Source organism: Agromyces lapidis (genome assembly GCF_009749405.1).
In the GTDB taxonomy this organism is placed as follows: domain Bacteria; phylum Actinomycetota; class Actinomycetes; order Actinomycetales; family Microbacteriaceae; genus Agromyces; species Agromyces lapidis.
The window spans coordinates 155,420-181,373 of sequence record NZ_WBIQ01000005.1; the positions used below are offsets into that span (position 1 = coordinate 155,420).

The 25,954-nt window shown below is 71.2% G+C and carries 26 protein-coding genes; 7 read left to right on the forward strand and 19 right to left on the reverse strand.

The window, feature by feature from the left end; genetic code table 11:
* The first annotated feature begins 28 nt into the window (after positions 1 to 28).
* A complete protein-coding gene (locus GQQ93_RS07655) occupies positions 29 to 742 on the forward strand; it encodes a type 1 glutamine amidotransferase domain-containing protein (RefSeq protein ID WP_157423652.1) in 714 nt (237 codons plus the stop codon).
* A gap of 54 nt (positions 743 to 796) precedes the next feature.
* Here the strand turns inward: GQQ93_RS07655 and GQQ93_RS07660 are convergent, their stop codons facing one another.
* Entirely contained in the window at positions 797 to 1,696 is a 900-nt protein-coding gene (locus tag GQQ93_RS07660) for a LysR family transcriptional regulator (RefSeq protein ID WP_157423653.1), read from the reverse strand.
* Between the two features lie 155 nt (positions 1,697 to 1,851).
* On the opposite strand from GQQ93_RS07660, the gene GQQ93_RS07665 reads away from it, so the two are divergent.
* Entirely contained in the window at positions 1,852 to 2,292 is a 441-nt protein-coding gene (locus tag GQQ93_RS07665; RefSeq protein ID WP_157423654.1) for a nitroreductase family deazaflavin-dependent oxidoreductase, read from the forward strand.
* A gap of 12 nt (positions 2,293 to 2,304) precedes the next feature.
* Here GQQ93_RS07665 and GQQ93_RS07670 read toward each other — a convergent pair whose 3' ends face one another.
* From GQQ93_RS07670 to GQQ93_RS07680, 3 genes are read right to left on the reverse strand one after another with little or no spacing between them, the layout of a single operon-like run.
* Positions 2,305 to 3,423 carry an FAD-dependent oxidoreductase gene (locus GQQ93_RS07670; protein WP_170296151.1) on the reverse strand — a complete coding sequence of 373 codons (1,119 nt, stop codon included), beginning with the start codon at positions 3,421 to 3,423 and terminating at the stop codon, positions 2,305 to 2,307.
* Positions 3,420 to 4,169, reverse strand: coding sequence for a methyltransferase domain-containing protein (locus GQQ93_RS07675; RefSeq protein WP_157423655.1), 750 nt, complete (start codon positions 4,167 to 4,169; stop codon positions 3,420 to 3,422). The genes GQQ93_RS07670 and GQQ93_RS07675 overlap by 4 nt, the downstream gene beginning before the upstream one ends.
* 5 nt (positions 4,170 to 4,174) lie before the next feature.
* Positions 4,175 to 5,314, reverse strand: coding sequence for a type III polyketide synthase (locus tag GQQ93_RS07680; RefSeq protein ID WP_157423656.1), 1,140 nt, complete (start codon positions 5,312 to 5,314; stop codon positions 4,175 to 4,177).
* 158 nt (positions 5,315 to 5,472) lie between these two features.
* On the opposite strand from GQQ93_RS07680, the gene GQQ93_RS07685 reads away from it, so the two are divergent.
* On the forward strand, positions 5,473 to 6,891 hold the full coding sequence (locus GQQ93_RS07685) for a DUF2252 domain-containing protein (RefSeq protein WP_157423657.1): 1,419 nt from the start codon (positions 5,473 to 5,475) through the stop codon (positions 6,889 to 6,891).
* Positions 6,888 to 8,522 carry an MFS transporter gene (locus GQQ93_RS07690; RefSeq protein ID WP_157423658.1) on the forward strand — a complete coding sequence of 545 codons (1,635 nt, stop codon included), beginning with the start codon at positions 6,888 to 6,890 and terminating at the stop codon, positions 8,520 to 8,522. Before GQQ93_RS07685 ends, GQQ93_RS07690 begins: the two co-directional genes overlap by 4 nt.
* Positions 8,523 to 8,608: 86 nt before the next feature.
* Here the strand turns inward: GQQ93_RS07690 and GQQ93_RS07695 are convergent, their stop codons facing one another.
* Together GQQ93_RS07695 and GQQ93_RS07700 are read right to left on the reverse strand one after the other, a co-directional pair.
* Positions 8,609 to 8,971, reverse strand: coding sequence for an SHOCT domain-containing protein (locus tag GQQ93_RS07695; RefSeq protein ID WP_246192177.1), 363 nt, complete (start codon positions 8,969 to 8,971; stop codon positions 8,609 to 8,611).
* Between the two features lies 1 nt (position 8,972).
* The gene (locus GQQ93_RS07700) at positions 8,973 to 9,407 is read right to left on the reverse strand and encodes a DUF6325 family protein (protein ID WP_157423659.1); all 435 of its coding nucleotides are present in this window, start codon (positions 9,405 to 9,407) and stop codon (positions 8,973 to 8,975) included.
* Positions 9,408 to 9,627: 220 nt separating this feature from the next.
* Between GQQ93_RS07700 and GQQ93_RS07705 the strand changes: the two genes are divergently transcribed.
* Positions 9,628 to 11,952, forward strand: a complete 2,325-nt coding sequence (locus tag GQQ93_RS07705; RefSeq protein WP_157423660.1) for an arylsulfatase — start codon at positions 9,628 to 9,630, stop codon at positions 11,950 to 11,952.
* Positions 11,953 to 12,035: 83 nt separating this feature from the next.
* Here GQQ93_RS07705 and GQQ93_RS07710 read toward each other — a convergent pair whose 3' ends face one another.
* From GQQ93_RS07710 to GQQ93_RS07740, 7 genes are read right to left on the reverse strand one after another with little or no spacing between them, the layout of a single operon-like run.
* Positions 12,036 to 13,232: an AI-2E family transporter gene (locus tag GQQ93_RS07710; protein ID WP_157423661.1), complete on the reverse strand. Its 1,197-nt coding sequence runs from the start codon at positions 13,230 to 13,232 to the stop codon at positions 12,036 to 12,038.
* Complete coding sequence (locus tag GQQ93_RS07715; RefSeq protein ID WP_157423662.1) at positions 13,210 to 14,325, reverse strand: AI-2E family transporter; 1,116 nt, start codon at positions 14,323 to 14,325, stop codon at positions 13,210 to 13,212. The genes GQQ93_RS07710 and GQQ93_RS07715 overlap by 23 nt, the downstream gene beginning before the upstream one ends.
* Positions 14,326 to 14,997: a GAP family protein gene (locus tag GQQ93_RS07720; RefSeq protein WP_157423663.1), complete on the reverse strand. Its 672-nt coding sequence runs from the start codon at positions 14,995 to 14,997 to the stop codon at positions 14,326 to 14,328.
* 9 nt (positions 14,998 to 15,006) lie between these two features.
* On the reverse strand, positions 15,007 to 15,951 hold the full coding sequence (locus GQQ93_RS07725) for a DUF1254 domain-containing protein (RefSeq protein ID WP_157423664.1): 945 nt from the start codon (positions 15,949 to 15,951) through the stop codon (positions 15,007 to 15,009).
* Positions 15,948 to 17,606: a SulP family inorganic anion transporter gene (locus GQQ93_RS07730; protein WP_157423665.1), complete on the reverse strand. Its 1,659-nt coding sequence runs from the start codon at positions 17,604 to 17,606 to the stop codon at positions 15,948 to 15,950. Before GQQ93_RS07730 ends, GQQ93_RS07725 begins: the two co-directional genes overlap by 4 nt.
* Positions 17,607 to 17,640: 34 nt before the next feature.
* On the reverse strand, positions 17,641 to 18,939 hold the full coding sequence (locus GQQ93_RS07735) for an ion channel protein (RefSeq protein ID WP_157423666.1): 1,299 nt from the start codon (positions 18,937 to 18,939) through the stop codon (positions 17,641 to 17,643).
* A 13-nt stretch (positions 18,940 to 18,952) separates the two neighbouring features.
* The gene (locus tag GQQ93_RS07740; RefSeq protein WP_157423667.1) at positions 18,953 to 19,774 is read right to left on the reverse strand and encodes a mechanosensitive ion channel family protein; all 822 of its coding nucleotides are present in this window, start codon (positions 19,772 to 19,774) and stop codon (positions 18,953 to 18,955) included.
* Between the two features lie 254 nt (positions 19,775 to 20,028).
* On the opposite strand from GQQ93_RS07740, the gene GQQ93_RS07745 reads away from it, so the two are divergent.
* Positions 20,029 to 20,427, forward strand: coding sequence for an SHOCT domain-containing protein (locus tag GQQ93_RS07745; RefSeq protein WP_157423668.1), 399 nt, complete (start codon positions 20,029 to 20,031; stop codon positions 20,425 to 20,427).
* Between the two features lie 60 nt (positions 20,428 to 20,487).
* Here the strand turns inward: GQQ93_RS07745 and GQQ93_RS07750 are convergent, their stop codons facing one another.
* Genes GQQ93_RS07750 through GQQ93_RS07765 form a run of 4 tightly spaced genes read right to left on the reverse strand, consistent with a single transcriptional unit; the run spans position 20,488 to position 23,687 of the window.
* Positions 20,488 to 21,651: a DUF998 domain-containing protein gene (locus GQQ93_RS07750; protein WP_157423669.1), complete on the reverse strand. Its 1,164-nt coding sequence runs from the start codon at positions 21,649 to 21,651 to the stop codon at positions 20,488 to 20,490.
* Between the two features lie 44 nt (positions 21,652 to 21,695).
* Positions 21,696 to 22,199 carry a DUF2017 family protein gene (locus tag GQQ93_RS07755; RefSeq protein ID WP_157423670.1) on the reverse strand — a complete coding sequence of 168 codons (504 nt, stop codon included), beginning with the start codon at positions 22,197 to 22,199 and terminating at the stop codon, positions 21,696 to 21,698.
* Positions 22,196 to 22,486, reverse strand: a complete 291-nt coding sequence (gene clpS / locus GQQ93_RS07760) for an ATP-dependent Clp protease adapter ClpS (protein WP_246192179.1) — start codon at positions 22,484 to 22,486, stop codon at positions 22,196 to 22,198. The genes GQQ93_RS07755 and clpS overlap by 4 nt, the downstream gene beginning before the upstream one ends.
* 46 nt (positions 22,487 to 22,532) lie before the next feature.
* Positions 22,533 to 23,687, reverse strand: coding sequence for a class I SAM-dependent methyltransferase (locus tag GQQ93_RS07765; protein ID WP_157423672.1), 1,155 nt, complete (start codon positions 23,685 to 23,687; stop codon positions 22,533 to 22,535).
* 77 nt (positions 23,688 to 23,764) lie between these two features.
* Between GQQ93_RS07765 and GQQ93_RS07770 the strand changes: the two genes are divergently transcribed.
* Positions 23,765 to 24,448 carry a hypothetical protein gene (locus GQQ93_RS07770; protein WP_157423673.1) on the forward strand — a complete coding sequence of 228 codons (684 nt, stop codon included), beginning with the start codon at positions 23,765 to 23,767 and terminating at the stop codon, positions 24,446 to 24,448.
* A 6-nt stretch (positions 24,449 to 24,454) separates the two neighbouring features.
* On the opposite strand, the gene GQQ93_RS07775 is transcribed toward GQQ93_RS07770, so the two are convergent.
* Both GQQ93_RS07775 and GQQ93_RS07780 read right to left on the reverse strand, forming a co-directional pair.
* A complete protein-coding gene (locus tag GQQ93_RS07775) occupies positions 24,455 to 24,871 on the reverse strand; it encodes a heat shock protein transcriptional repressor HspR (RefSeq protein WP_157423674.1) in 417 nt (138 codons plus the stop codon).
* 9 nt (positions 24,872 to 24,880) lie between these two features.
* Positions 24,881 to 25,876: a DnaJ C-terminal domain-containing protein gene (locus tag GQQ93_RS07780; protein WP_157423675.1), complete on the reverse strand. Its 996-nt coding sequence runs from the start codon at positions 25,874 to 25,876 to the stop codon at positions 24,881 to 24,883.
* Between the last annotated feature and the right edge of the window lie 78 nt (positions 25,877 to 25,954).

Here is a 25,954-nt window from a genome sequence, read left to right on the forward strand (position 1 = left end):
GAGACTCATGGACGTCGAAAGGAACCCCATGACCCGCATCCTCATGATCGTCACCGCCGCCGAGTCGATCGAGCTCGCCGACGGCAGCCACCACCCCACCGGCTTCTGGGCCGAAGAACTCGTCGTCGCGCACCGGGCCCTCTCGGCCGGGGGCGCCGAGACCACGATCGCGACTCCGGGCGGCGCGCCGGCGCCGGTCGACCCGGGCTCGTTGTCGACCGACCTCGTCGGCGACGCCGCGAAGGTCGAGGAGTTCCGCGGCTACCTGGACGGCATCGCCACCGAACTCGCCTCGCCCGCATCGATCGCCGAACTCGACGCGAGCGGTTTCGACGCGCTCGTGCTGCCCGGCGGCCACGGGCCGATGGTCGATCTCGCGCACGACCCCGCCGTCGGCGCCGCGCTCATCGCCGCCGACGCCGCCGCCGTGCTCATCGCGCCGTTCTGCCACGGCCCGGCCGCCCTGCTCAGCGCGACCCGCCCCGACGGCGGGTTCGCCTTCGCCGGCCGCGCCCTCACGGTGTTCACCGACGAGGAGGAGCGCTCGGGCGGACTCGGCGCCGGCACCCCGTGGTTCGTGGCGTCGACGCTGGCCGAGCGCGGAGCCCTGGTCGAGGGCGGCGCCGCCTGGTCGAGCCACGTCGTGCGCGACGGCAACCTCATCACCGGCCAGAACCCGCAGTCGAGCGAGGCGGTCGCCGAGGCCCTTCTCGCCGCCCTGACCGAGCGCGCGGCGGCCTGACGCCCGACTCGGGCATCCGCGGGCGCGACTCCGCCGATCCGCCCCGCGCGGCCCTCAGTCTCGCGCGACCTCGACGATCGCCTCCGCGAGCGCGCGGAGGCGATCGCTGCGGTCGAGCTCGCCCGTGCGGGCGACGAGGTAGAGCGTGTTGAGCGGCGCCAGCTCGGGCTCGTACAGGGCCACGAGACGCCCCGCGGCGAGCTCCGACTCGACGAGGTACCGCGGCAGCACCGACATGCCGACGCCGGCGACGAGCGCGGAGCGGATCGCTCGGAGGTCGGGGATCACCGCGATCGGGCGCAGGCCGTCGGGGCGGTGCCCGAACACCGAACGCCAGTAGCGGCGCACGATCGGCAGTTCGTCGCCGTACGCGATGAGGGGCACCTCGGCGAGCGCCGCGGCGACCGCCTCCGTGCTCTCGGGCGGGCCGGCGAGGCGCCAGCGGGGTGACGCCACGAGCACGAACTCCTCGTCGACGAGCGGCATTGCGCTGAGGCCGCGCTGCGACGGGCGCACCGCGCTCACGACGAGGTCGAGGGCGCCGGTGCGCAACTCGTCGAGCAACCCGTCGGCGAGGCCGAAGCGCAGCCGCAGACGCGCCGCCGAGGCATCCGCGAGCTCGTCGAGTCGCGGTGCGAGCACCTCGCCCAGGAACTCGGCCGCTCCCCCGACGTCGATGGTCTCGGTGCCGCCGGCCGCCGCGGGGGCGAGCACGTCGTCGAGCGCGTCGAGCGGCCCGGCGACCTCGCGGCCGAGGGCCACCGCGCGCGGGGTCGCGACGACTCCCGTGGCGCCGCGTTCGAAGAGCACGGTGCCGAGCCGCTGCTCGAGCGCCTGCACGTGCGAACTCGCCGTCGCCTGTGAGAGGCCGAGCAGCCGCGCGCCCTCGCTCATCGACCCCGCGCGCAGCACGGTGAGGAAGGTGCGGAGGTGCTCGAGTTCGTGTGCCGCCATCGGCGCGATTCTTCCACAGGGAGGATCGCAGGGCCTCACGCCGGTCTCGCGGGCGCGCACGACATGAGATCATCCAGCCCGAGACGGAATCGGACGGACGGGAAGAACTCGGCGCCCGCCTCGGTTGACCCGAGGAACGACTCGAAGGAGAATCCATGCCACTCGAAGGCGAGTACGCCCCCAGCACCGCCGACTGGGCCCGCAAGCAGGCCGAGGCCTACGAGGCATCCGACGGCGCCGCGGCCAACCTGCTGCGCGGCCGCCCCATCATCGTGCTGACGACGCGCGGCGCGAAGAGCGGCAAGCTCCGCAAGACGGCGCTCATGCGGGTCGAGCACGACGGCGAGTACGCGGTGGTCGCCTCGAAGGGCGGCTCGACCGAGCACCCGAAGTGGTACTGGAACCTCAAGGCGCACCCCGCGGTCGAGCTGCAGGACGGCGACGAGAAGCACGACTACGTCGCCCGCGAGGTCGACGGCGACGAGCGCGACGAGTGGTGGACGCGCGCCAACGAGACCTGGCCCGACTACGCGAACTACCAGACGAAGACCGACCGCCGGATCCCGGTCTTCGTGCTCACGCGCGTCGTGCTCTGAGCACCCGGGCGCTCACAGCCCGCGCATCGTGAACACCCCGGCGAGCATCGCGCGCATCGGGGGCACCGCGAGCAGGCGCACGGCGGTGTTGCGAAGGGCGAGTCGGATGCCACGTGCCGGAGCCCCCATCGCCATGTTGAACCGTGCCCGGCGGCAGGCCCGCATCGCCGCGCGGCGGCGCCGCCTCCCGTAGCGCCTCAGCGGCAGGGCGAGGTCGCCGCCGTCGGGCGATGCGAGCGCGTCGGGCAGCGCCTCGGCGAGCGCGAGCGCGTCGAGGAACCCCAGGGTCATGCCCTGCCCGCCGATCGGGCTCACTTCGTGGGCGGCGTCGCCCGCGAGCACGACCCGGCCGACGACGAAGCGGTCGGCGACGTGCTGGCTCGCGAGGAACACGCTCGGCTCGGGCACGCCGTCGAGGCGCACCCCGACCCGCTCGGCCACGATCGCCGCGAACCCGGCGGCGTCGATCGCATCCCCCGGATCCCGGTCGGCGAGGTGCACGACCCAGCGCCGACCATCGGGGAGGGGCAGCGCCTCGACGACGCCGCCGGCCTCGAAGTGCAGCCGGGCGACGTCGTCGCCCGGCCCGGTGAGGTCGGCCATCGCGTACCGAGCGACCCCGGGCCTGCGCCGCCAGTTGATGCCGGGCGGCTCGCGCAGCCGGCTGCGCACGCCGTCGGCGACGATGGCGCAGCGCGCGACGAGCTCACCGCCGTCGACGAGCCGCACCCGCAGCGCGTTCCGGTCCTGCGCGAGTCCGATGACCTCGGCTCCTCGGCGGAGCGCGCTCGGCGCGAGCTCGCCGAGCCGCCGCTCGAGCGCGGCCTCGACCAGGTGCTGCGGCACCGACAGCACCGCGGACGCCTCGGCGAACCGCAGCCGTCCGAGTCGGCGCCCGGCGACGCCGACCTCGCCGCCGGTGATGCGGGTGCCCGCCCCTTCGAGCTCGGCGAGCACCCCGGCCTCGCGAAGCGCCCGAACCCCCGGCGCGTGCACGCCGATCGCCTTCGGCCTCGTCGACCGCTCGAGGCGGCGTTCGAGCACGACGACGTCGACGCCGCGATCGGCGAGGAGCACCGCCGAGAGGAGCCCGACCGGCCCGCCGCCCACGACGACGACCTGGGGCGTCACCCGCGGGCCCGCCCCGCAGCATCCGCCTGCCAGATCACCTCGAGCCGTGACGGCGTCGCCCGTCGCACGCGCCAGCCCGACGGCAGCACCGCCTCGAGCTCGGCCGCGGTGTGGCTGCGCCGGATCGACGCGAGCCCGTCGGCCCGGATGAACGATCCGGAGAGCAGGTTCGCGGCGAACGGCCAGGTGCCGGCCGCGAACGCCGCGTACGCGAGGCGACTGCGCTCGATGTCGCCGTGCACGACCGTGCCGCCGAGCTCGGCGAGCCGCTCGGAGTCGGCGAGCAGTGCGCCGAACTCGAGGCCGTCGAGGTGGTGCAGCACGTGGTTCGACAAGACGAGGTCGAAGTGGCGGTCTGCGGCAGCCAGCTCGGCGGTCGTCGCGGCCGACAGCTCGAGTCCCGGCACCGGGTCGCGTTGGTTCGCGGCGAGCGCGGCGGCGAGGGCGCGGGGATCGGGGTCGATCGCGGTGACCTCGAGGCGCAGCCCCTCCGCGGCGGCGCGGCGCAGCCAGCGCCGCGGCAGGTCGGCCCCGCCCGTCCCGACGTCGAGCAGCCGGGTCGTCCACACCGGCGAGAGCCGCGGGCGGATCCATCGCCGGTACACCGAGCCCGCACCCGAGACGACCCCGTTGACGAGCCGGAACTGGTCGTAGGTGCGCGCGAGCGTCGCGGCGTCGCACGCGGGGTCGTCCATGAGCTCGCGCACCGAGGCGTCGCGAGAACCGAGCGAACGCCAGACGCCCATTCGCGTCAGCCCATCACCGTGAGCAGCGCCGACTCGACGGTGAGCCCCGGCCCGAACGCCATCGCCGCGACCCGGTCGCCGGGCGCCGCGCTGCCGTCGAGGATCCGCCTCATCACGAACAGCACGGTCGCGCTCGACATGTTGCCGTAGTCGCGCAGCGTCTCGCGCGCCGGCACGAGCTGCGCCTCGCTGAGGGCGAGCCTGACCTCGACCTTGTCGAGGATGCTGCGCCCGCCCGGGTGGATCGCCCAGTGCTCGACGGCCTCGCCGGAGGCATCCGTCGCGAGCGCCTCGGCGAGGGAATCGTCGTGGGCGAACAGCGGTTCGAGGGCGCCGGTGATGTGCTCGTCGATGATCGCGGGCACGGCGTTCGAGAGCACCATCTCGAAGCCGTGGTCTCCGATCTTCCACGCCATGTCGCCCTCGCCGGTCGGCGTGATGCGGGTGGCGAAGCGGTCGAGCGCGAAGGCCCGCTCCCCCGGCTCGGGTTCACGCGCGGTGACGATGCCGGCCCCGGCGCCGTCGGCGAAGAGCGACGACGCGACGATCGTGTCGGGGTCGTTCGACGATCGGAGGTGCAGCGTGCACAGCTCCACGGAGACGACGAGCACGACCGCCGAGGCATCCGCCTCGCAGAGCTGCGCGGCCATTCGCAGCGCGGGGATCGACGCGTAGCACCCCATGAAGCCGAGGTGGTAGCGCTGCACCCCCTCGTCGAGGCCGAGCTCGCGGGCGATCATGAAGTCGGGGCCCGGGGCGTAGAAGCCGGTGCAGCTCACGGTGATCACGTGCGTGACGTCGGCGGCTTCGAGGCCGGGGGTCGCCGCGACGGCGGCCCGACCCGCCTCGACGTAGAGTCCCGTCGCGTGCTCGGCGTAGAGCTCGTTACGGGCCTTCGTTCCCGGCAGGAGCAGCTCACCCGACTCGATGTCGAAGAACACCGGATCATCGGGGTGGGCGTCCCAACTCAATTCGTCGAGCACGGTGTGCCGGGTCGAGATCCCCGAGACGTCGAAGCTCGTCTGGATGATGCGCTGGCCGAGCCGGTTCAGACCGGGCTGCGCCGCGAAGACGTCGCGCACCTCCGGTTGGACGAGCACGGTCGGCGGCACGACGGTCGAGAGTCCCCTGAGCGCGACGGTCATGCCCCATCGTAGGGTCGCGGACGGCGTCCGGGGCAAGGGGTTTCACGATCGACGCGACCGACACGGTCGCTGCGGACCCGCCGGGTCTATCCCCGTGACGGGCGTCGCCGTATCCTTCAGTCAGAGTCTTCACGCTCGCCGAGGAGGATGACGTGCTGATGCAGGAATACGATCGTCCCTCCGATCCTCGTCTGCTGCCGCGCAAGAGCCGCGAAGACCTCGGCAGGTCGGCCCGCTCGTCGAGGCCGCTCGAAGACCACGCCGCGCTCGGCCCGGGCGAACGCGATCCGATCGCGATCCTCGAGCATCAGGCGCTGTCGCGGGTGGCCGGGCTCGTCGGCCTGCGCTACGCGCGCATGGCGACGTCGCCCTTCGCGTTCTACCGCGGCGCGGCCGCGATCATGGCCGGCGACCTGCGCGAGCTGCCCGACTCCGGCGTGCAGACCCAGCTCTGCGGCGACGCGCATCTCTCGAACGTCGGCTTCTACGCCTCGCCCGAGCGCGCCCTGGTCATCGACCTCAACGACTTCGACGAGACGGCCCCCGGTCCGTTCGAGTGGGATGTGAAGCGCATGGCCGCGAGCTTCGAGATCGCCGCCCGGGCCCGTGGCTTCGACGACCGCGACCGCAGCGCGATCGTCGAGCGGGTCGGCAGGGCCTACGCCGCCGCGATGGATACGGCCGTGCGGACACCCGCCCTCGAGCTGTTCACCGCGCGGCTCGACATCGACACCGTGATGGCCGACATCGGCAGCGAGTTGCCCGAGAAGGCGTCCGAGCGGGTCGAGGAGTCCGTCACGAAGACGTATCGCCGCGACAGCCGCCAGGCGGCAGACAAGCTCGCGGTTCGCGACGACGACGGCGTCCTGCGGTTCAAGTCCGATCCCCCGCTGCTCACCCCGCTGCGGGAGCTGGCCGAGCGCGAGGGCATGTCGTTCGAGACGGCCCTGGCGCGGCTGCACGACGTCCTCGAGCAGTACCGGGCGACGCTCCCGCCCGAGCGACGGCGACTGCTCGAGCGCTACCGCATGGTCGACGCGGCGATGAAGGTGGTGGGCGTCGGCAGCGTCGGCACCCGTGCCTGGGTCGTGCTCCTCCAGGGCGACGCCAAGCGCGACGTCCTCGTGCTGCAGGCGAAGGAGGCGCAGCGCTCGGTCATCGAGCCCCCCGACGGGTCGAGTGCGTACGCCCACCAGGGGCAGCGGGTGGTGCGCGGACAGCGGATCATGCAGTCGCTCGGCGACATCCTGCTCGGCTGGACCACCGGCGAGGGCTTCGACGGCCGGATGAGAGACCTGTACCTGCGCCAGTTCCGCGACTGGAAGGGCTCGGCCGAGCCCGAGCGCATGGAGCCGGCGACGATGCGCATGTACGCGCAGTACTGCGGCATCGTGCTCGCCCGGGCCCACGCGCGAGGCGGCGACCCGGCGACGATCTCGGGCTACCTCGGCGGCGGCAAGACGTTCGCGCACGCCCTCGTCGGGTTCGCCGCCGCCTACGCCGATCGGACCGAGGCCGACCATGCCGCGCTCCTCTCGGCGATCGCGAGCGGTCGCCTCGAGGCGGCGACGCGATGACCGCCGGGGCGACGAGCGGGCCGGTCCGTGTCGCAGAGGGCGGGAGCCCGTCGTCGCGTGCCGTGATCCCCCTCGCGATCGCGCAGTTCATCATGGTGCTCGACAGCTCGGTGATGAGCGTGTCGATCAGCCAGCTCGTGGAGGAGTTCGACACCACGGTGTCGACGATCCAGCTCGCGATCACCCTCTACGCCCTGGTCATGGCCGCGCTCATGCTGACCGGCGGCAAGATCGGCGACCTGTTCGGCCGGCTCAGGGTCTTCAGGATCGGGCTCGTGATCTATGCGGTCGGCTCGTTGCTGACCGCGGTCGCGCCCACGGTCGAGGTGCTCATCGTCGGCTGGTCGTTCATCGAGGGCGCCGGTGCGGCGCTCGTGCTGCCGGCCCTCGCCGCGCTCGTCGCGGGAAGCTACGAGGGCCCCGCCCGGGCTCGCGCCTACGGCATCATCGGCGGCGTCGCCGGCGCGGGCATCGCGATCGGGCCGCTGCTCGGCGGCTGGCTCACGACCGAGTACTCCTGGCGCTGGGTCTTCGCCGGCGAGGTGGTCTTCGTGATCTTCGTGCTCGCGGTGAGCGGCTGGATCACCGACGACCACGTACGCGAGCGCTTCCGGCTGGATGTCGTCGGCGCGCTGCTGTCGGCGCTCGGCCTGGCCCTCGTCGTGGTCGGCGTGCTGCAGAGCGGCACCTGGGGATGGCTGCAACCGCTCCAGTCGCCGATCACCCCGCTCGGCTTCGCCCTCACCCCCTTCGTCATCGGCGCGGGTCTGGTGGTGCTCTGGGCGTTCTTCGCCTGGGAGCGACGGGTCGCCGCGTCCGGTCGCGTGCCGCTCCTCGACGTGCGCAACCTGCGCATCCCGGCGCTCCGCTCGGGGCTGGCGAGCCTGCTCGCGCAGAACCTGGTGCTGCTCGGCATCTTCTTCGCGGTTCCGCTCTACCTGCAGGTCACGCAGGGCATGGACGCCTTCCAGACCGGCCTCCGGCTGCTGCCCACCTCCATCGCCATGCTGCTCGCCGCGGCGCTCGGCGCCCGCGTCGGGGCCCGATTCGGCGCGCGGGCCGTCGTGCGAGTCGGGCTCGTCACCATCACCCTCGCGTGCCTCGTCATCATCGCCACGATCGAACCAGAGCTCGCGACGATCCCGTTCGCGATCGGCATGACGCTGGTGGGCCTCGGCACCGGCCTGCTGGCCTCGCAGCTCGGCAACGTGGTGCAGTCCTCGGTGCCGGCCGAAGCGCGCAGCGAGGCGGGCGGCCTGCAGTACACGGCGCAGAACCTCGGCTCCTCGCTCGGCACCGCGCTCATCGGTTCGCTGATGGTCGGCGCGCTCGCGAGCTCGGTGCTCGGCCTCATCGCCGACGACCCCGACATCGAGGCCGCCGTGCGCGACCAGGCGACCGTGCAGGTGTCGCAGGGGGTGGAGTACGTCGCGCCGGCGGACGCTGAGCAGGCGCTGCTCGACGCGGGGCTGCCGCCCGACCAGGTCGACCCGATCGTCGAGCACTATGCGGCATCGCAGCTCTGGGGCGTGAAGGTCGGCATGCTGGCCTGCGCGGCAGCGGCGCTGCTCGCCCTGCCGGCGACCCGCCGCCTGCCCGGCCGCCGCGAGGAGGCACCCGAGAAGGCGTGACCGCGGCGCGCATTCACGGCGGCCGAGAACGGCGGATGCCTCGGGCGAATCTCGCCCGAGGCATCCGTGTGTCGTGCTGCGGCAGTTCAGACGCCGAGCAGCTTCGCCTTCGCCGCGGCGAACTCCTCGGGAGAGAGGATGCCCTGCTGCTGCAGGGCGGCCAGCTTCTGCAGCTCGGCGACGACGTCGACGCCGCCGGCCGGGGCCGCCGGAGCGGCTGCGGCCGCCTGCTGCGCGGCGTACTGCTGGGCCGCGGCCTGCTGCGCTGCGGCATCGATCTGCGCCTGCTGCTGCTGCGCCTCGTACTGCTGCTGCTCGTACTGGCCCTGAGCCTTCTGCTGCTGGTGGCGCTGGACGCTGCCGGACACGGCGGTCGCGGTTCCGGCGACGACTGCGGTTCGCGCGGCCATGCCGATGAGTCCCGGGCGTCCCATTCGACGGAGCGGCATCTCAGTTCTCCTCACTGCTCGCGTCGGCGAGCACCGCGTTCACGACCGGCGCGGGAATGCGCTCGGTCGACAGCACCACGCCGCCGCCTTCGGCGAAACGCGATGCGAGCTTCTTGGCCCAGACCAGCTCGAAGGCGGCGAGCGCCGCCGACGTGCCGGGCGGGATGAGCTCGGCGAAGTCGTCGACGTCCTCGTGCCCGACGAGGCCGGAGGCCTCGAGTTCGAGCACGCCGAAGCCGTACGCCTCGCCCTCGTCCTCGATCTCGACGATCCGCACCGCGCCGTCGGGCTCGCGCGAGACGATCACGAGATCGAGCAGGCGGATCTCACCGCCCTCGACCAGCTCCTCGAGCGCCTCGACCGTGCCCGGGTCGAGCCGGTCCCCCTCGAATCCCACCAGATACAGCTCCACCGGGCCGTACTCGAACTCCGCCATGATTCCCCTTGGCTCGAACGATGCCGGTCGGCGATCGCCGACCACATGCGAAGACTAACCCCGCGGGTCGGCGCCGCGCCAGACGCCGCGCCTCCGCTGCCCGCGAACGGGGGTCGACCCCGAACCGGCCGCAGGGGTGCTTCCGCCGCGGCGCTCACCCCGATAGCGTCGAAGAGGTGCGGGGACACCGCAGCAGAGCAGTGCAAAGGGGAGCCTTCAAATGTCCAACTCGTTCAACGGGACGATCAAGCTCGACGTCCGTGATTCGGTGCCCGACTGGTCGCCGTTCGAGCTGCCCAAGGCGCCAGAGGGCGCACCGAACATCCTGGTGATCCTCTACGACGACACCGGCATGGCCTCGTGGTCGCCGTACGGCGGTCGCATCAACATGCCGACGCTCGACCGCCTCGCGCAGAACGGGCTGACGTACACGCAGTGGCACACCACGGCGATCTGCTCGCCGACGCGGTCGACCTTCCTCACCGGGCGAAACCATCACGCCAACGGCATCGGCATCATCATGGAGGGCACCAACGGCTTCCCCGGGTATTCGGGACGCTTCCCCAAGGAGTGCGCGACGATCGGGCAGGTGCTGCAGGACACCGGCTACTCGACGTTCTGGGTCGGCAAGGACCACAACGTTCCCGAAGAGGACATCTCCGCCGGAGGCAGCAAGTCGGCCTGGCCACTCGCCATGGGCTTCGACCGTTTCTATGGATTCCTCGGCGGCGAGACGAACCAGTGGTACCCCGACCTCGTCGAGGACAACCGCTTCATCGAAGCGCCCTACACGCCCGAAGAGGGGTACCACCTCTCGAAGGATCTCACCGATCAGACCATCCGCATGATCCGCGACCAGAACTCGTCGAACCCGTCGAAGCCGTGGTTCACCTGGTTCTGCCCCGGTGCGAACCATGCGCCTCACCATGCGCCGCAGGAGTACATCGACAAGTACAAGGGCAAGTTCGACGACGGCTACGACGCCTACCGCACGTGGGTGCTCGAGCGAATGGTCGAGCGCGGCATCATGCCCGAGGGCACCGACCTCACGCCGCTCAACCCGATGCCCGACGACCAGGCGAACGAAGCCGACTACGTCAAGCCGTGGGAGTCGCTCTCCGACGACGAGAAGCGTCTCTTCAGCCGCATGGCCGAGGTGTTCGCCGGCTTCAGCGAGTACACCGACACCCAGATCGGCCGGCTCATCGACTACCTCGAGGAGTCCGGCCAACTCGACAACACGCTCATCTTCTACTGCGCCGACAACGGCGCGTCGGGCGAGGGCTCGCCCGACGGCTCGGTCAACGAGAACAAGTTCTTCAACGGCTTCCCCGACGACCTCGCCGAGAACCTGACGATGATCGACGAACTGGGCGGACCTGCGGCGTACAACCACTACCCGACCGGGTGGGCGGCAGCGTTCTCGACGCCGTTCAAGATGTTCAAGCGCTACGCCCAGTTCTCGGGCGGCACGTGCGACCCGATGATCATCCACTGGCCGGCCGGCATCAAGGCCAAGGGAGAGGTGCGGCACCAGTACCACCACTCGGTGGACATCGTGGCGACGATCCTCGACGTCATCGGCATCGAGTTCCCCGAGGTGTACCGGGGCGTGAAGCAGCGCCCGCTCGCCGGCGTCTCGATGAAGTACTCGTTCGACGCGGAGCCCGACGGGCCCACCGAGAAGCAGGTGCAGTACTACTCGATGCTCGGAACCCGTGGCATCTGGAAGGACGGCTGGAAGGCCTCCGCCATCCATGCGCCGCTCACCGGTCACGGCCATTTCGACAACGATGCGTGGGAGCTGTACCACGTCGAAGAGGACCGATCGGAGTCGAGGAACCTCGCGACGGAGCATCCCGAGAAGCTGCAGGAGCTGATCGAGGTCTTCGACACCGAAGCGCGCGCGAACAACGTGTACCCGCTCGACGACCGTCCGGCTCGCGAACAGCTCACGATCGAGCGCCCGCAGGCCGAGCCGCCTCGCACGCGCTACGTGTACTACCCCGAGACGGGCGCGGTGCCCGAGAGCGTGGCGGTGAACGTGCGCGGCCGATCGTTCAAGATCATCGCCGACGTCGAGGTCGAAGCGGGCACGCAGGGCGTGATCTTCGCCCACGGCTCGCGCTTCGGCGGCCACTCGCTGTTCATCAAGGACGGCCGGCTCAACTACGTGTACAACTTCCTCGGCATCCCGCCCGAGCAGACGTTCACGTCGGAGGCGCTCACGGCGGGCAAGCATGCACTCGGCATGGAGTTCATCCGCGAGCGCGCCGGCGAGCACGGCGAGTCCATCGGCACCTGCAAGCTCTACGTCGACGACCAGGTCGTCGCCGAAGGTCCGATGCGGGCCCAGGTCGGCAAGTTCACGCTCTGCGGCGACGGGCTCTGCATCGGCTACGACAGCGCCGACGCCGTGAGCGGGCAGTACACGAACCCGTTCCCCTTCTCGGGTGGCAAGCTGCTCGGCGTCGCGGTCGACGTCAGCGACGAGCAGTACCTCGACCTCGAACTCGAGGCGCTCGCGGCGCTCGCGCGCGAGTAGCCCCGGTTCGCAGACGACGGATGCCTCGGCGGGATCGCTCCCGTCGAGGCATCCGTCGTTCCGTGGCGAGGAGGCCGCCCCGATCAGCCCTCGGGCAGTCCGAGCTCCTTCTTCGCGGCGCGCTTCTCCTGGCGCAGCGCCTTCGCCGCGGCATCCTCGGCGCTCATCTCGCGTCGCGCCTCGTCGACCTCGCCGAGCGCCGGGCGCACCCAGGCGATGTGCGGGTTCGAGTCGACGAGCAGCATGCGCACGAGCAGCGTGAGCGGGATCGCCAGGATGGCGCCCATCGGGCCGAGCACCACGGCCCAGAAGAGCACCGAGATGAACGTCAGTGTCTGGCTGAGGGAGACCGCGTCGCCGACGATCCGCGGTTGGATGATCGACTGGATCACCGCGTTGATGAGGCCGTACACGACGATCACCGCGACGACCGTCGGCCAGCCGCCGACGAGCGCGCCGAACACGAGCGGCGGCACCAGCGCGATGAAGTACCCGACGTTCGGGATGAAACTGCAGAGGAACGACAGCATGCCCCAGAGCGCCGCGCCCGGGATCCCCAGGAGGGCGAGCGCGATCCAGTTGATGAGCCCCTGCGCGATGCCGAGTCCGGTCGTGGCGACCATGTACCGGCGCACGCCGTCGGCGAAGCGCACGAGCCCGTCGGCGAGCGCGGGGCGCTGCACGCGGATGCCGGCGACGACCGTCGGCACGTACGACGAGTCGGCCGCCATCAGGATGAGCAGGGTCAGCAGGATGACCGAGGCCGAGATGAACCCGGCCGCGCCGCCCAGCAGGCCGCTGACGAGGCCGCCGAGCGCACCGATGAGGTTGCTCGGGTCGAACGAGCCGAGGATCGCGTTGATCTGCTCGGGCCCGACTCCCAGCCCCTCGAGCCAGTCGCCGACCGACGTCACCGCGGCTTCGAGCTGCGGCAGGTAGTCGGGCAGCAACGTCGCGAACTGCGCGAAGGAGATCACGAGGAGGAACACGAAGCCGCCGAGCAGCAGTACCACCGCGAGCAGCACCGACACGGTCGCCACCCCGCGGGGCACACCACGGCTCTCGAGGGTGCGGCGGATCGGATGCACGCAGATCACCAGCACGAGGGCGAGGATCGTCGAGGAGAAGATCGAGCTGATCGCCGCGATGCCGAACGCCGTCACGGTACTCGCGGCCAGCGCGAGCAGGATGAACGCACCTCGATGCGGCACGACCGGCGTCGCGCTCAGCGCGTCGGACGCCTCGGGTTTCGGCTGCTCAGGCTTCCTGTTCCACCACATCGGATTCCCTCCCCTGCTCGGCCGCCGGTTCGGGCGGGTGCAACGTCGATTCGCTCTCGCCCGTCAGACGCCTGAGGGTGATCGCCTCCCGGTCGGGCTCCAGCAGGAGCGCCCGCACCAGCAATGAGAGCGGCACCGACAGGATCGCACCGATCGGACCGATCACGAAGGCCCAGAATGCGACCGAGAAGAACGTCAGGGTCAGGCTGAGGCCCACGGCGTCGCTCACGAACTTCGGCTGCACGAGCACCTGCAGCACCACGTTGATGACGCAGTAGATGGCGATGACGGCGAGCATGAGCGGCCAGCCGCCGACGACGAGGGCGAGCACCGCGGGCGGGATGAGTCCGATCACGAAGCCGATGTTCGGGATGAAGTTCGTGACGAACGCGAGGATCGCCCACACGATCGGGACCGGCACGCCGACCGCCCACAGCAGCAGGCCGTCGAGCACGGCGACGATCGCACCGAACGTCGCGTTCACGACGTAGTAGCGGCGTACGCCGCCGAAGTAGCGGACGGCGATGCCGTCGCGCCGGTCGTCGCCGAAGAGGCGGGCGGATGCCCCGGCCGCTGCGGCACGGAACCGCGCCCCGTCGACCGTCATGAAGATCACGTAGGCGAGCACGAAGAAGAACGCCGTCGCGAGGCCGAGCACCCAGTCGGCGATGCCGACGGCCGCCTGGCCGAGCACGGCGGGATCGAGCCATCCCGTGGCCGTCTCGGCCGACGGCGTCGAGAAGCCGAGCCCCTGCAGCCAGTCGAGCACGCCGTCGGCGGTGGCGCGCAGCTCGTCGGCGTAGTCGGGCAGCATCCGCACGAACTGGGCGGCCGCGTAGACGAGCAGCACCGCGAGCACCGCGAGGATGAGGTAGCTCACGACGATGACCGCCGTCGACGCCAGCCACACGGGCCAGCCTCGGCGCTCGAGCGGCCGCCTGATCGGGTACGAGATGATCACCACGACCGCGGCGATCGCGGCCGGCGCGACGAGATCCCGTGCCAGCCAGACCCCGGCGAACACGACGACGGCCGCCGCGACGGCCACGAGCACTCGGGTGCCGTGCGGGAGCGGGCGGGGCGCGGCATCCATCTAGAAGCTCCCGATGCCCTTGCCGACCATGACGACGCCGATCACGAGGAGCAGCACGGCCATGACGGTCGCGTTGTTGTGCACGAGCCAGCCGCGCAACGACTCGAGGGGCCCGGCCATCCGCTTCGACGCGAGCAGGTAGCCGATCACGGGGATCGCGACGGAGCATCCGGCGACGACCGTGAAGACCGCGACGGCGACGGTGCTCTCGCCGGCGCTCAGCCCGGCGGTGCCGATCACCACGCCCGCGCCCGCCGCCATCAGCAGGTTCTTGGGATTCACGGCCGAGAGCAGGAAGCCGAGCCCCGCACCCTTGCCCGCATTCATCTGGTCGATCGCCGACATCCACTTCGGCAGCGCGGGCTCCTCGCCGGGTCGCGGCCGCGAACGCCACTGCTTGAGGGCCAGCAGCAGCAGCAGCGCGCCGAGGATGATCTTGACCGTGCCCGCGATCGGCTTGGACGCGTCGGGGTCCTCGGCGGGGATGACCGACGCGAGCAGCACGAACACGACGACCGCGACGACGATGCCGACGAGCCAGCCGAGCAGGAAGCCGACGCTCGTGCCCTTCGCCTTCGGCGAGAGCAGCATGAGGATGGCCGCGATGATCGGGATCGGGCTGATCGCGACCCCGAGCGCGAGGGGGAGGATGTCTCCGATGACGGTGCCCATGTCGGCCTCCTACGCTTCGACGATCTCGGGAGCCGACCACGTGGCGAGCTCGTCGAGCCGTGGCCGGTAGAGGCGGATCAAGCAGTTCCATCCCTCGGGCAGGTCGATGCGGTTCTTCACGTCGTCTTCCCAGTCGCCGAGGTGCACGGTCGTCGAGCCGTCGTCGTTCTTCGCCGCGAAGACCGAGTTCACGTTGGTGAGACCCCGTTCGCTCGGTTCGAAGTACCCCGCTGCGTTGTAGACGCTGAGCGACCAGAAGGCGTCGGCCGGAACATCGGTGCCGAACGTCATCGTGTAGCGGCCGACCGGCCGACGGGGGTCGAGGTTCAGATACGACGCCTCGGCGTCGGGCAGCCCGCCCCAGCCGAGTGCCGTGCCGACGAGGTGGCGAACGGGGTCGACCTCGGCCGTCGTGCCGAAGCAGTGGGAGAGTCCGCCCATGGTCTTGCCGAGCACGAGCAGCGCATCGCGCATCTCGCGGTGGCTCACGGGGTCGATGTCGCCGTACTCGAACGGCCGCTGCTCGGCGGTCTCGAGCTGCAGGGCGTCCTGCAGGCGGTGCACCTCGTCGAGGTCGTCCTCGCTCGTGGGGTCGAAGAGGATCCGCGCGGCGACCACGACGTAGTCGCTGCCGAATTCGGTGGTCGTGAGCTCGTGGCGGCCTCCCCCGTGGAAGACCCGGTTGATGTAGTGGTCCTGGTTGATCACCATGACCGAGATGTAGCGCTCGCCGACCTCGGGCACGGTCAGGGTCGCGCCGCCTCCGGCGAGGTCGACGACGGCGACGGAGTAGAGCGTGTCGCGGTTCTGCCGGATCACCGGCTGCCGGTCGAAGGGGGCCAGTTCACGGTCGTGATGGAACGCCCCCAGGCCGCCGATGATGGGCAGCATCCGGTGGATCATGGTGTCGGTCTCGACCCGTGCGAAGTTGTCGATGTCGACGATGATGCTCATTCGTTTCCTTTGGTCAGCGCCGAGATGGCGTCGCGGTTCGTGGGGTAGGTGCGGCGGTCGCCGAGCAGCCCGAGTTGCTCGATGCGCTGCCGCGCGTCGGGGCGCACCCGGCTGAACGAGAGATCGATCTGCTCGCGCTCGAGCCAGGTGAGCATCGCCTCGAAGCTCTCGGCGCCGGTGACGTCGACATCGGTCACGGCCTCCATATCGATGACGAGGTGCCGCACGGGTCCGTTGCCCGCGTCGACCGCACGCCGCACCGACTTCTTCACGGCGTCGCCGAACACGGCGCCGTTGGCGAAGAACAGCGGGGCTGCCAGGCGGATGACGATGACGCCGGGAGCGGTGACCTCGCCCTTCGGCGCCTCGTCGAGCAGCGAGCCTCCCGGCTCCCCGCTCGCCTCGAGCACGTCGATCGCCGGGTTCGCAGCCCGCTTGGCGAGGTTGATGAGGGCGAGCACGAACGCCACGACGATGCCGGGGATCGACCCGACGAAGAGCGTCACGAGGAAGCACACCGCACCGACCGCGAACTCGAAGCGGTCCGTCCGCCACAACGACGCGAAGTCCCTGATGCCGAGCAGCGGCAGGATCGCGACGCCCACGATGGCGCCGATCGCCGGCGAGGGGATGTCGGCGAGGAGCGCCGTGCCGAAGAGGAGGAGCAGGAGGGTTCCGGCCGCGAGCACGAACGACGGCAGCTGGGTGCGCGACCCCGCCTGGTCCATGGCGGCGGTGCGCGACGTCGACGAACCGACGGCGAAGCTGCCCGACGCGCCCGCCGCGAGGTTGCCGAGGCCGAAGGCGAACAGGTCGCGGTTGGGGCTGGTGCGGTACCCGCGCTTCTCGCCGTACGAACGGGAGACGAGCAGTCCCTCGGCCGTGGTCACGAGGGTGAGCGCCATCGCCGACGGGACGAGCGCGAGCCACATCGTCCAGTCGATGACCGGCCAGGTGAGCGCGGGCGGGCCGGCGGGAACCTCGCCGAGCACATCGACGCCGGCCTGATCGAGCTTCGCGGTCACGACGAGCACGGTCGCGGCGACGAGCACGACGAGCGCCCAGGGCACCTGCCCGAGGTACCGCTTGCCGATGAGCAGCACGGCGACCGAACCGGCTGAGATCGCGATCGACCAGAGGTTCGCGGTGCCGAGTCCGGTCACGAGCCCGGCGACCTTGTCGACGAACTCCCCGCCGGAGTCGATCTTCACGCCGAGCATCTTCGCGATCTGGCTGACGAGGATGTCGAGGGCGAGCCCGCCGACGAAGCCGACGAGGATCGGCTTCGAGAGGAAGTTCGCGAGGAAGCCCAGCTTGAACACCGCGAGCAGCACGAACATGATGCCGGAGAGGATGGCCTGGGCGAGCGCGAGCGTCGCGTAGTCGGCGCTGCCCGCCGCCGCGAGCCCGCCGATCGAGCTCGCGACGAGCGCGGCGGCCGCGGCGTCGGGCGAGGCGACGAGCTGTCGGCTCGAGACGACGAGTGCGTAGACGATCGTGGGCACGATGAGCGCGTAGAGCCCCGCGGTCGGGGGGAGCCCGGCGATCTGCGCGTACCCGATGTTGAGCGGGATCGCGATCGCGAGCAGCGTCACGCCCGCGGTCAGCTCGCGGACGAGGTTCCGGTGGGTCAGCCCGGCGAGCGGCTTCTGCATCTGGTTCCTTCGTGTCCTCGGTCGGTCGGCGGTGTCAGGACCGCGCCGGCTCGGCCGGCTCGGCGGGGGTCGTGGGCTCGGCGGGTTCGGGTGCGGTGATCTCGAGTGCCGGGGCTCTCGTCACCAACAACCAGACCGGCAGGATGACGACGCACATGACGGGCAGCACGAGCGGGTCGCCGACGATGATCGCGGCGACGAACAGGGCGATCCATCCGTCGCGCGTGGCGACGAGCACGGTGCCCAGCGCTCCACACGCGATCGCCAGCGAGATCGGCATGCCCGGGATGACCGCGTGGCCGACGAGCCCGATCGCGACGCCGATGAACACCATCGGGAAGATGCGACCGCCGCGGAACCCGGCGCTCGCGGCGACGAGCAGCGCGATGAGCTTGATGACGGCGAACATCACGAGCTGCAGCACCGTGTAGTCGTCGGGGTTCGCGAGGAGCTCGCCGGTCTCCTCGAGACCCTTGAACATCGTGATGGGCCCGCCGATCGCGCCGAGGATGCCGAGCACGAGCCCGCCGAGCGTGGTGAAGACGAGCGGGTTCCTCATGGCGTGGAATGCGCGGTGCACGTAGGGGAACGCCCAGGCGATCGCGATCGCGGCGAGCGCCGCGACTCCGGCGACGAGCGCCCCCGTGAGGAGGTCGATCCCTCCGACCTCGGTCATCGGCTCGACCGCGAATGAGATCGTCGGTGCGCCGAGCAGGTGCATGGTGATCGCACCCGCACTCGCGGAGGCGAGCGGGAGGAACAGCCGGTCCCAGAGGGAGCCGCCGCCCTTCACCGCGGCGAGCGTGCCGGTGAACGCCAGGGCGGCGCCGACCGGGGTGCCGAAGAGTGCGCCGAGCGTGCCCGAGGCCGCGAGCATCACGGTGAGGTTCGCCGGCACCGCTTTCGACATGCGCGCGAAGACGGCGACCGTGAGTGCGCCGTTGATCGCCATGATCGGGTTCTCGGGACCGAGGCTCACGCCGCCGGCGAGTCCGAGCACGACCGCGATGAGCAGGCTGGGCAGCGCGAGCAGCGGAGGCGGAGGCCCCTCCAGCCCCCCGACGGCCGAGTCGTTGCCGGCGTGTCCGGGCATGAGCCAGACGACGAGGCCGACGGCGGCGCCGATGAGCGTCATCGTGAGGATGATCCACCAGGGCGTCGAACCGGTCGCGCCGACGAGGCCGGGCAGGGTCGTCCAGAGCTGCTCCTGCAGCCACGCCGAACCGATGTCGAGCAGCCACAGCACGAGCGCGGAGCCCGCTCCGACCGCGACCGCGGGGAGCGCGAGCACGATGAGCTGCTTCACGGTCGGGCCGGCAGGGGTGAGCGGCATCCTGATTCCTTCCTCAGAGTTCCAGCGACGGCGTCAGCGGCGCGGAGGGCACGTCGCTCGTGACGACGGCGGCGATCCCGTGCGCGGCCAGCGCGGCCGACACCGCGTCGACGACGGCATCCGTCACGGCGATGCCGTGCAGCGGATGGTGCCAGAAGCGCACCCGATAGACCGAACGGTCGGGGGCGAGCGCGATCGGGCGGAGCTGGACCGACTCGCGACGATGCACGCCCTCGGCGCCGTTCGTCGCCTCGACGACGAGCGCCCGGACCTCGTCGGATCCTGCGCCGTCGGAGCCGGCCGCGACCCGCACCTCGATCTCGGAGCGACGAGCGCCGTGGGCGGAGTTGTTGACGAGCCGCTCCTGCAGCACCTGGCCGTTCGGCACATGGACGGTGCGCCCGTCGACCGTGCGGATCACCACGGCGCGGCCGTTGAGCTCGGTGACGACCCCGACGAAGTCGCCCGACTCGATCTCATCGCCGAGCGCGATGGGATGCCGCGTCTGGAGCACCACGCTCGCGGCGAAGTTGTCGGCGACGCCGCGGAGCACGAGCACGAGCACGACGGCGACGATGAGCGCGATCGCGAGCACCGGTTGCACGGAGGCGCCGAGGAAGCTCAGGGAGATGCCGATGCCGAGCAGCCAGATCGAGTACACCGCGATCCGCTCGGCCAGCCGCTGCACGCCGACGGTGAGGTTCGGCAGACGGGCGAGTGCGGCTCGCACGCCCTTGCGGGCGAGCGTGGCGAGCAACCAGCTCGCGAGCAGGGTGATGACGATCCCCGCGATACTCCAGCCGTTGATCTGCAACGACGCCCAGACATCCGCCATGCGCACCTCCCCGTCGCGAGGCTATCGCGCCGCGGGGCGCAGGCGCCGGTCCCGCACCGGGCGATTTCCGCGCCGTTCGCCAGATCGCGGCACGGAATCCCCCCGAATGGGCGCGCTCTCACGCTAGTGTCATGCTCAGGCCGTCTTCGGCCGGGGGGCACGGGGAGCTCGAACGTTCCTCACGACTCTTCTGCGGAGGGCGTCTCGGCACCGCACTCCTGCGGCGCCACCCTCGTATCGAAGAAAGGCTCGTAATGAGTTTCTGGGAGAGTTTCTGGGACCTGATCTGGTGGTTCCTCTGGGCGTTCGCGTTCATCGCCTACCTCTTCGCCCTGTTCGCGATCATCGGCGACCTGTTCCGCGACCAGAAGCTGAACGGCTGGTGGAAGGCGGTGTGGATCATCTTCCTGATCTTCGTGCCGTTCCTCACCGCGCTGGTCTACCTGATCGCCCGCGGCAACGGCATGGCCGAGCGTTCGGCCCGTGACGCCAAGGCTGCGCAGGCCGCGACGGAGGCGTACATCCGTCAGACCGCCGGCGCCGCAAGCCCGGCCGACGAGATCGCGAAGGCCAAGGCGCTCCTCGACTCCGGCTCGATCAACCAGCAGGAGTACGAGGCACTGAAGGCGAAGGCGCTCGCGCACAGCGCCTGATCCCCGCTTCTGACGAAGGGCCGGATGCCACGTGGCATCCGGCCCTTCGTCATCGCTGCGCTACTCGGCGTCGATCGCCGACGGCGCGACCGCCGCCGCATCCGCCTCGCTCGCCCCGGAGGCGGACGCCGTGCGGAGGAACACGATGATCCAGCTGAAGATGAGGCACGCGGCGACGAGTTCGACCGCGGTGAGGTTGTAGTAGCCCGTCGCGAAGAAGATCGCGACCACGATGATCACCACGACGTAGAGGTAGCCGAGGCCGACGAACACCTTCGGCACGCTGCGGATGAACCAGGGCAGCCCGACCACGATCACCGCGAAGCAGACGGCCATGCCGGTCGCGACGGTGTTGTGCACGATGAAGAACTCGTCGACGGGGAAGATGCCGACGCAGGCGAGGAAGATGCCGATCAGCACGAGGCCGACGCGCACGAGGTCGCGCCCTCGCCGAGCGGGCGGGGTGCCGATCGGCAGGGTCGCCGTCGCATAGCGGGCGACGATCGTGACGATCGCGCCGGCGACGATCAGGGTGACGTTGAACGCCATCGCCGAGATGTCGTCGGTCATGCCGAGCGCCGAGAGGTTCTCCTTCCACCAGTGCGGGTCGCTCGCCGAGAGCATGCTCGTGAGCGCGCCGACCACGAGGAAGACGGCGAGCACCAGTGAAAGCAGCATCGGCGTCATCCGCGCGGAGGAGAGGAAGGCGACGTAGCCGGTGAGCGCGATCGCCACGCCGGCCAGCGCGGTGGCGGGCAGCGTGAACACGACGGCGTCGCGGAAGCTCTGCTCGAGCACGGTCGACAGCGCCACCCAGCCGAGGAGCGCGATGACGGCGTGGGCGATCGCGAGGGCGGCGACGTCGAACCAGTGCAGCCGTGCGCCCGGCACCGAGAGTCCCTGGCCGATCTCGCGTCGCAGCGCCGCGTTCTCGGTTCGGCGGGCGAGCACCCGCCCGAGCACGAAGGCGAGCACCGCCGTCACCGCCGAGGCGATGGCGACGAACTCGCCGAGCGAGCCCTGGCCCGAGATGGGCAGGTCGCGCCCCCAGAACGCGATGCCGCCGACGAGGCCGCCGACCACGAAGAACGCGGCACCGACGAGCAGCGCCGCCGATTCGAGCGACTCGACGTTCTCGGCGGGATGTCGCAACGCTGCGCCGACGGTGGCGGTGTGCTGCGCGGTGGGTACGGGGGCCTCGGCCTCGGTCCGGGTCTGCGTCATGGTGGCTCGCTCCGATCTCTCGGGCACCACTCTAGGGGCGAGGCTCACCCATCGGTGGGATCGAGCACCTCGAGCATCGAGCCCTGCACGAAGCCCGCCCATTCGTAGGCGGCGCGAAGGTAGTCGTCGCGGGTCTCGGCGTCGACGTCGGGCTCGTCGTCGTCGAGGTCGTCGACACCGACCCGTTCGGCGAGGATGAGCCGGAGGTCGGTGAGGAAGGTGAGCCAGCCCCACGCCTCGGACTGGTCGAGTTCGATCTCGACGACCCCGCTCCCGGCGGGCGCGGCGGTCGCGTCGCGCACCCGCTGGGCGGCCTGCCGCTTGCCGTCGACGAGGCTCTCGCGCGTGTAGCGGGTGTACTCGGCCGAGGCCTCGGCGTCGTCGGGGTACGCGCTCGGCAGCAAGCGCCCGAGCGCCGGGTCGTCGGGTTCGCCGAGCAGCAGCACCGAGTCGACCTGGTCGGCGAGCTCGGAGAGGAGCATCGCCTCTTCGGTCTCGAGCACGAGGCGCACGCCCTCGCCGCCGCCGCCGCGGCCCGCGACGATCACCCCTCGCCCCTCACGACCGTCGCCTGCAGTCCGTACCCGTGCATCGCCTGCACGTGCCGTTCCATCGCCTCGCGGTGGCCGGAGGCGACGACCGCCCGCCCCTCGTTGTGGACGAGCAGCATGAGCCGCTCGGCCTCGTCGCGGGGGTAGCCGAAGTAGCTGCGGAAGACGTAGCTGACGTAGCTCATCAGGTTGATCGGGTCGTCCCACACGATCGCGCGCCACGGCACCTCGGCGGCGCCCTGGGCGGCGAGGTCGAGGTCGAGCTCTTCGAGGGTTGCGGTCACCAGTCCAGCCTGACACGAATCCGGCGAAGCGGACACCCACCCGGGGTCAGGCTGCGCGCACCGACGCCGTGATCGTGAACTTCGGGTTGCGTGCGATCTGCCGTGTCGGCCCGACCGTGCGTTCGAGCAGCGGCCGATAGCGCAGGTGCGAGTTCCAGACGCACCAGAGCTCGCCGCCCGGGGCGAGCACGCGGCCCGCGTCCGCGAAGAGGTGCGCGGCGATGCCGGTCGAGATCGCCGACTCGCTGTGGAAGGGCGGGTTCAGCACGATGAGCCGCTCGCTCGCGTCGGCGAAGTGCTCGAGCCCGTCGGCCTGCTTCGCCTCGACGCGGTCGGCGACGCCGTTCGCCTCGGCGGTGAGCCGGGCCGACGCCACCGCGGCCGCCGAGCGATCGGTGGCGACGACGACGATCCCGGGGCGCGCCGACGCGAGCCCGGCCGCCACGATCCCGGTGCCGCAGGCGAGATCGACGGCGCGCGTGGCATCCGGCACCGCCTCGCCGAGCTGCCGCAGCAGGAACCGCGTGCCGATGTCGATGCCGGTGCCCGCGAAGACGCCGCCGTGCGCGACGACCTCGAGGCCCTCGGCCTCGTGGCGTTGGCGGCGCGGCCATCCCGGGTGCGACGCGCGCGCGGCGGGCCGCGCCTCCGACGCTGTGAGCGCCCGCGACTTCTGACGGGCGAGGCTCACGTCGACCCGGCCGAAGTGCCGGCCCAGCACCTCGTTCATCGCGGGGGTCATGTGCTTCAGGCGCCCGGCAGCGACGATGACGACCTCGGATGCCGCGTGGCCGGCGACGAGCTCGGACAGCTCGTCGAGACGGTCGAGCGACCGCGGCAGCCGCACGAGCACGAGGCGGGCGCCGGCGACGAGTTCGGGCGCGAGGGGCATCGACACGACCTCGTCGCCGAGCGCGAGCCGCTCGGCGTTCGCGGCGAGGGCGCGTTCGCCCGTCACGAGATCCTGGTGCACGCGAATCGGTCGGGCCGCGGTCGCGCCGAACCGCTCGGCCGCCGCGAGCGCGATCGCCCCGTACGCGTCGTCGACGACCACGATCTCGTCGGGCGCGGGCTGCGGTGCGGTCGACGAGGCCCGCTCGGCCGCAACGTCGAGGAGGAGCCGATCGGCGGCGTCGGAGGCCTCGAGCCCCTGCCCCTCGACGTCGGGGTACCGCCTGAGGGCGCCGAAGTCGAAGGGCATGCCACAAGGGTACGCGGCGGCGCACGACCGGATTCCTGAGTGCGGCGTCCGGTTCCATTTGCTACCCTCGGCTCCGCATGCGGCGAGATCGGCACGGGGGCGCGATTCGCGGCGGGCGATCCGTCCGCCGCCCGTTCGGCGTACTCGCCGCGATCGCCGTGTTCGGCCTCACCGCGACGGTCGCCGTCGCACCGCTCACGAACCTCGAGACGATCCGCGCCGCTGCCGCCGATGGCCTCGCACGCGACTCGGTCGCGGCGGCCGCGCAACGGGTGAGCGTCGAGCCGGGCACCGAGCCGGCGGCGCTCTCGACCGAGTCGTACGTCGCCTCCACCGGCCCCGAGACGCTCATCGACGGCGGCACCAACCTCGACTGGGCCAAGCTCGTCATCGTCGAGGGCGGGTGGCCGCTCACCGAGGAGAACGTGACGTTCATGATGCGCTGGATGCGTCAGGAGAACGGCGCAGACAACTGGTGGAACCGCAACAACCCGCTCAACAACGGACAGGGTTCGGGCGGCGGATCAGGCCTCGGCAGCTACCCCACGCTCGTCGAGGCGGCGTACTACGCGGCCGAGAACCTGCAGTCGGGTCGCTACCCCGAGGTCGATGCCGCGCTCGCGCGCGGCGACTCGGCCGACGCCACGGCGCAGGCGATCTGGGCCTCGGCCTGGGCGTCGAGCCATTACGGCTACGGCACGCACTGGAGCTCGCGACCCTACGAGGTCATCGAGGCGCCGCCCTCGGCCTGGGGCCGCTGACTCGGGCTACCCGCGTTCGAGCGGCCGCCACACGACGACCGCGTTCTCGCGGCGCACCCGGGTGCCGGCCTTGAGGCTGATCACCTCGCCCGCCGAGCCCGCCGCGAAGACGCGACGGCCCGGGCGGTTCAGCATCTCGTCGGCGAGCGCGCCCTCGAGTTCGCGCACGCGTGCGCGCAGGACCGCGACCTCCTCTTCGAGCCCGAGCACCCGGCGGATGCCCTCGAGGCTCACGCCCTCGCTCGAGAGCTGGGCGATCTCGCGCAGCTGGACGACGTCGTGCATCGAGTACCGACGCGACTTGCCGGCGGTGCGGGTCGGCGAGACGAGCCCGAGCCGGTCGTACTGCCGCAGCGTCTGCGGGTGCATGCCGGCGAGTTCGGCCGCGACGGAGATCACGAAGAGCGGGCTCCTCTCGTGCATCTCCATCGCCTAGCCCTTCGCCTTCGCGAGCAGTTCGTCGCGCGGGTTCTCGTCGGGCAGCGCCGCGGCGAGCGCCTCGACGGCGGCCTGCGCGTCTTTCGAGAGGTGCGAGGGCACCGCGATCTGGACCACGGCGAGCAGGTCGCCCGTGCCCTTCTTCGTCTCGACGCCGCGACCCTTCACGCGCAGCACGCGCCCGCTCGGCGTGCCGGGGGCGACGCGGAGCTTCACGGGGTCGCCGCCGAGGGTCGGCACCTGGATGGTCGCGCCGAGCGCGGCCTCGGCGAAGGTCACCGGCACGGTGACGCGCAGATTCAGGCCGTCGCGCTCGAAGACGGGGTGCTTGCGCACGTTGACGGTGAGGATGAGGTCGCCCGCCTCGCCGCCGTCGGGGGACGGATGCCCCTTGCCGCGCAGGCGGATCTTCTGGCCGTCCGAGACGCCGGCGGGGATGCGCACCGTGAGCGGCTTGCCCTCGGCCGTCTGCAAAGTGACCTGGTCGCCCTTGGTCGCGGTGATGAAGTCGAGGGTCGTGGTCGCCGTGACGTCGCGCCCGGGCGTCGGCCCGCCGTAGCCGCGGTAGCCGCCGCTCGGCTGGCCGAATCGGCCGCCCCCGAAGAGGCCGCCGAGCAGGTCGTCGTAGTCGCCGCCCTGCTGGAAGGTGTACGACTGGCTGCGGCCCGGACCGCCCTGGCCGAACATGCCGCCGAAGACGTCGTCGAATCCGCCCGCACCGTTCGCACCGCCCGGGGCGGTGAATCGCGCACCCGAACCCATCGCCCGGATCGCGTCGTACTCCTTGCGCTGCTCGGGATCGGCGAGCACGGAGTGCGCCTCGCTGATCTCCTTGAACTTCGCCTCGGCGGCGGCGTCACCCGCGTTGGAGTCGGGGTGGTACTTGCGCGCGAGCTTGCGGTAGACCTTCTTCAGCTCCGCGTCGCTCACGTCTTTGGAGACGCCGAGCACCTGGTAGAAGTCCTTGTCGAACCAGTCCTGACTGGCCATCGGCACCTCCTCTCTCTGAGTCTGTCTGAATGTGGGACGCCGGTCGAGTGGCGAAGGGTCGCCACTCGACCGGCGTCA

Bases quoted from the DNA above. Each gene is read 5' to 3' on its own strand.
- GQQ93_RS07680 (WP_157423656.1), bottom strand. From the start codon at position 5,314: ATGACCGTCGCGCTCAGGGGACTCTCGACCGTCGTGCCGCCGACCGTG.
- GQQ93_RS07715 (WP_157423662.1), bottom strand. From the start codon at position 14,325: ATGGATGCCGCGCCCCGCCCGCTCCCGCACGGCACCCGAGTGCTCGTG.
- GQQ93_RS07745 (WP_157423668.1), top strand. From the start codon at position 20,029: ATGAGTTTCTGGGAGAGTTTCTGGGACCTGATCTGGTGGTTCCTCTGG.
- GQQ93_RS07780 (WP_157423675.1), bottom strand. From the start codon at position 25,876: ATGGCCAGTCAGGACTGGTTCGACAAGGACTTCTACCAGGTGCTCGGC.
- GQQ93_RS07720 (WP_157423663.1), bottom strand. From the start codon at position 14,997: ATGGGCACCGTCATCGGAGACATCCTCCCCCTCGCGCTCGGGGTCGCG.
- GQQ93_RS07710 (WP_157423661.1), bottom strand. From the start codon at position 13,232: ATGTGGTGGAACAGGAAGCCTGAGCAGCCGAAACCCGAGGCGTCCGAC.
- GQQ93_RS07775 (WP_157423674.1), bottom strand. From the start codon at position 24,871: ATGCACGAGAGGAGCCCGCTCTTCGTGATCTCCGTCGCGGCCGAACTC.
- GQQ93_RS07690 (WP_157423658.1), top strand. From the start codon at position 6,888: ATGACCGCCGGGGCGACGAGCGGGCCGGTCCGTGTCGCAGAGGGCGGG.
- GQQ93_RS07740 (WP_157423667.1), bottom strand. From the start codon at position 19,774: ATGGCGGATGTCTGGGCGTCGTTGCAGATCAACGGCTGGAGTATCGCG.
- GQQ93_RS07750 (WP_157423669.1), bottom strand. From the start codon at position 21,651: ATGACGCAGACCCGGACCGAGGCCGAGGCCCCCGTACCCACCGCGCAG.
- GQQ93_RS07735 (WP_157423666.1), bottom strand. From the start codon at position 18,939: ATGCCGCTCACCCCTGCCGGCCCGACCGTGAAGCAGCTCATCGTGCTC.
- GQQ93_RS07695 (WP_246192177.1), bottom strand. From the start codon at position 8,971: ATGCCGCTCCGTCGAATGGGACGCCCGGGACTCATCGGCATGGCCGCG.
- GQQ93_RS07765 (WP_157423672.1), bottom strand. From the start codon at position 23,687: ATGCCCTTCGACTTCGGCGCCCTCAGGCGGTACCCCGACGTCGAGGGG.
- GQQ93_RS07700 (WP_157423659.1), bottom strand. From the start codon at position 9,407: ATGGCGGAGTTCGAGTACGGCCCGGTGGAGCTGTATCTGGTGGGATTC.
- GQQ93_RS07730 (WP_157423665.1), bottom strand. From the start codon at position 17,606: ATGCAGAAGCCGCTCGCCGGGCTGACCCACCGGAACCTCGTCCGCGAG.
- GQQ93_RS07660 (WP_157423653.1), bottom strand. From the start codon at position 1,696: ATGGCGGCACACGAACTCGAGCACCTCCGCACCTTCCTCACCGTGCTG.
- GQQ93_RS07655 (WP_157423652.1), top strand. From the start codon at position 29: ATGACCCGCATCCTCATGATCGTCACCGCCGCCGAGTCGATCGAGCTC.
- GQQ93_RS07725 (WP_157423664.1), bottom strand. From the start codon at position 15,951: ATGAGCATCATCGTCGACATCGACAACTTCGCACGGGTCGAGACCGAC.
- GQQ93_RS07675 (WP_157423655.1), bottom strand. From the start codon at position 4,169: ATGGGCGTCTGGCGTTCGCTCGGTTCTCGCGACGCCTCGGTGCGCGAG.
- GQQ93_RS07685 (WP_157423657.1), top strand. From the start codon at position 5,473: ATGCAGGAATACGATCGTCCCTCCGATCCTCGTCTGCTGCCGCGCAAG.
- GQQ93_RS07705 (WP_157423660.1), top strand. From the start codon at position 9,628: ATGTCCAACTCGTTCAACGGGACGATCAAGCTCGACGTCCGTGATTCG.
- GQQ93_RS07665 (WP_157423654.1), top strand. From the start codon at position 1,852: ATGCCACTCGAAGGCGAGTACGCCCCCAGCACCGCCGACTGGGCCCGC.
- GQQ93_RS07770 (WP_157423673.1), top strand. From the start codon at position 23,765: ATGCGGCGAGATCGGCACGGGGGCGCGATTCGCGGCGGGCGATCCGTC.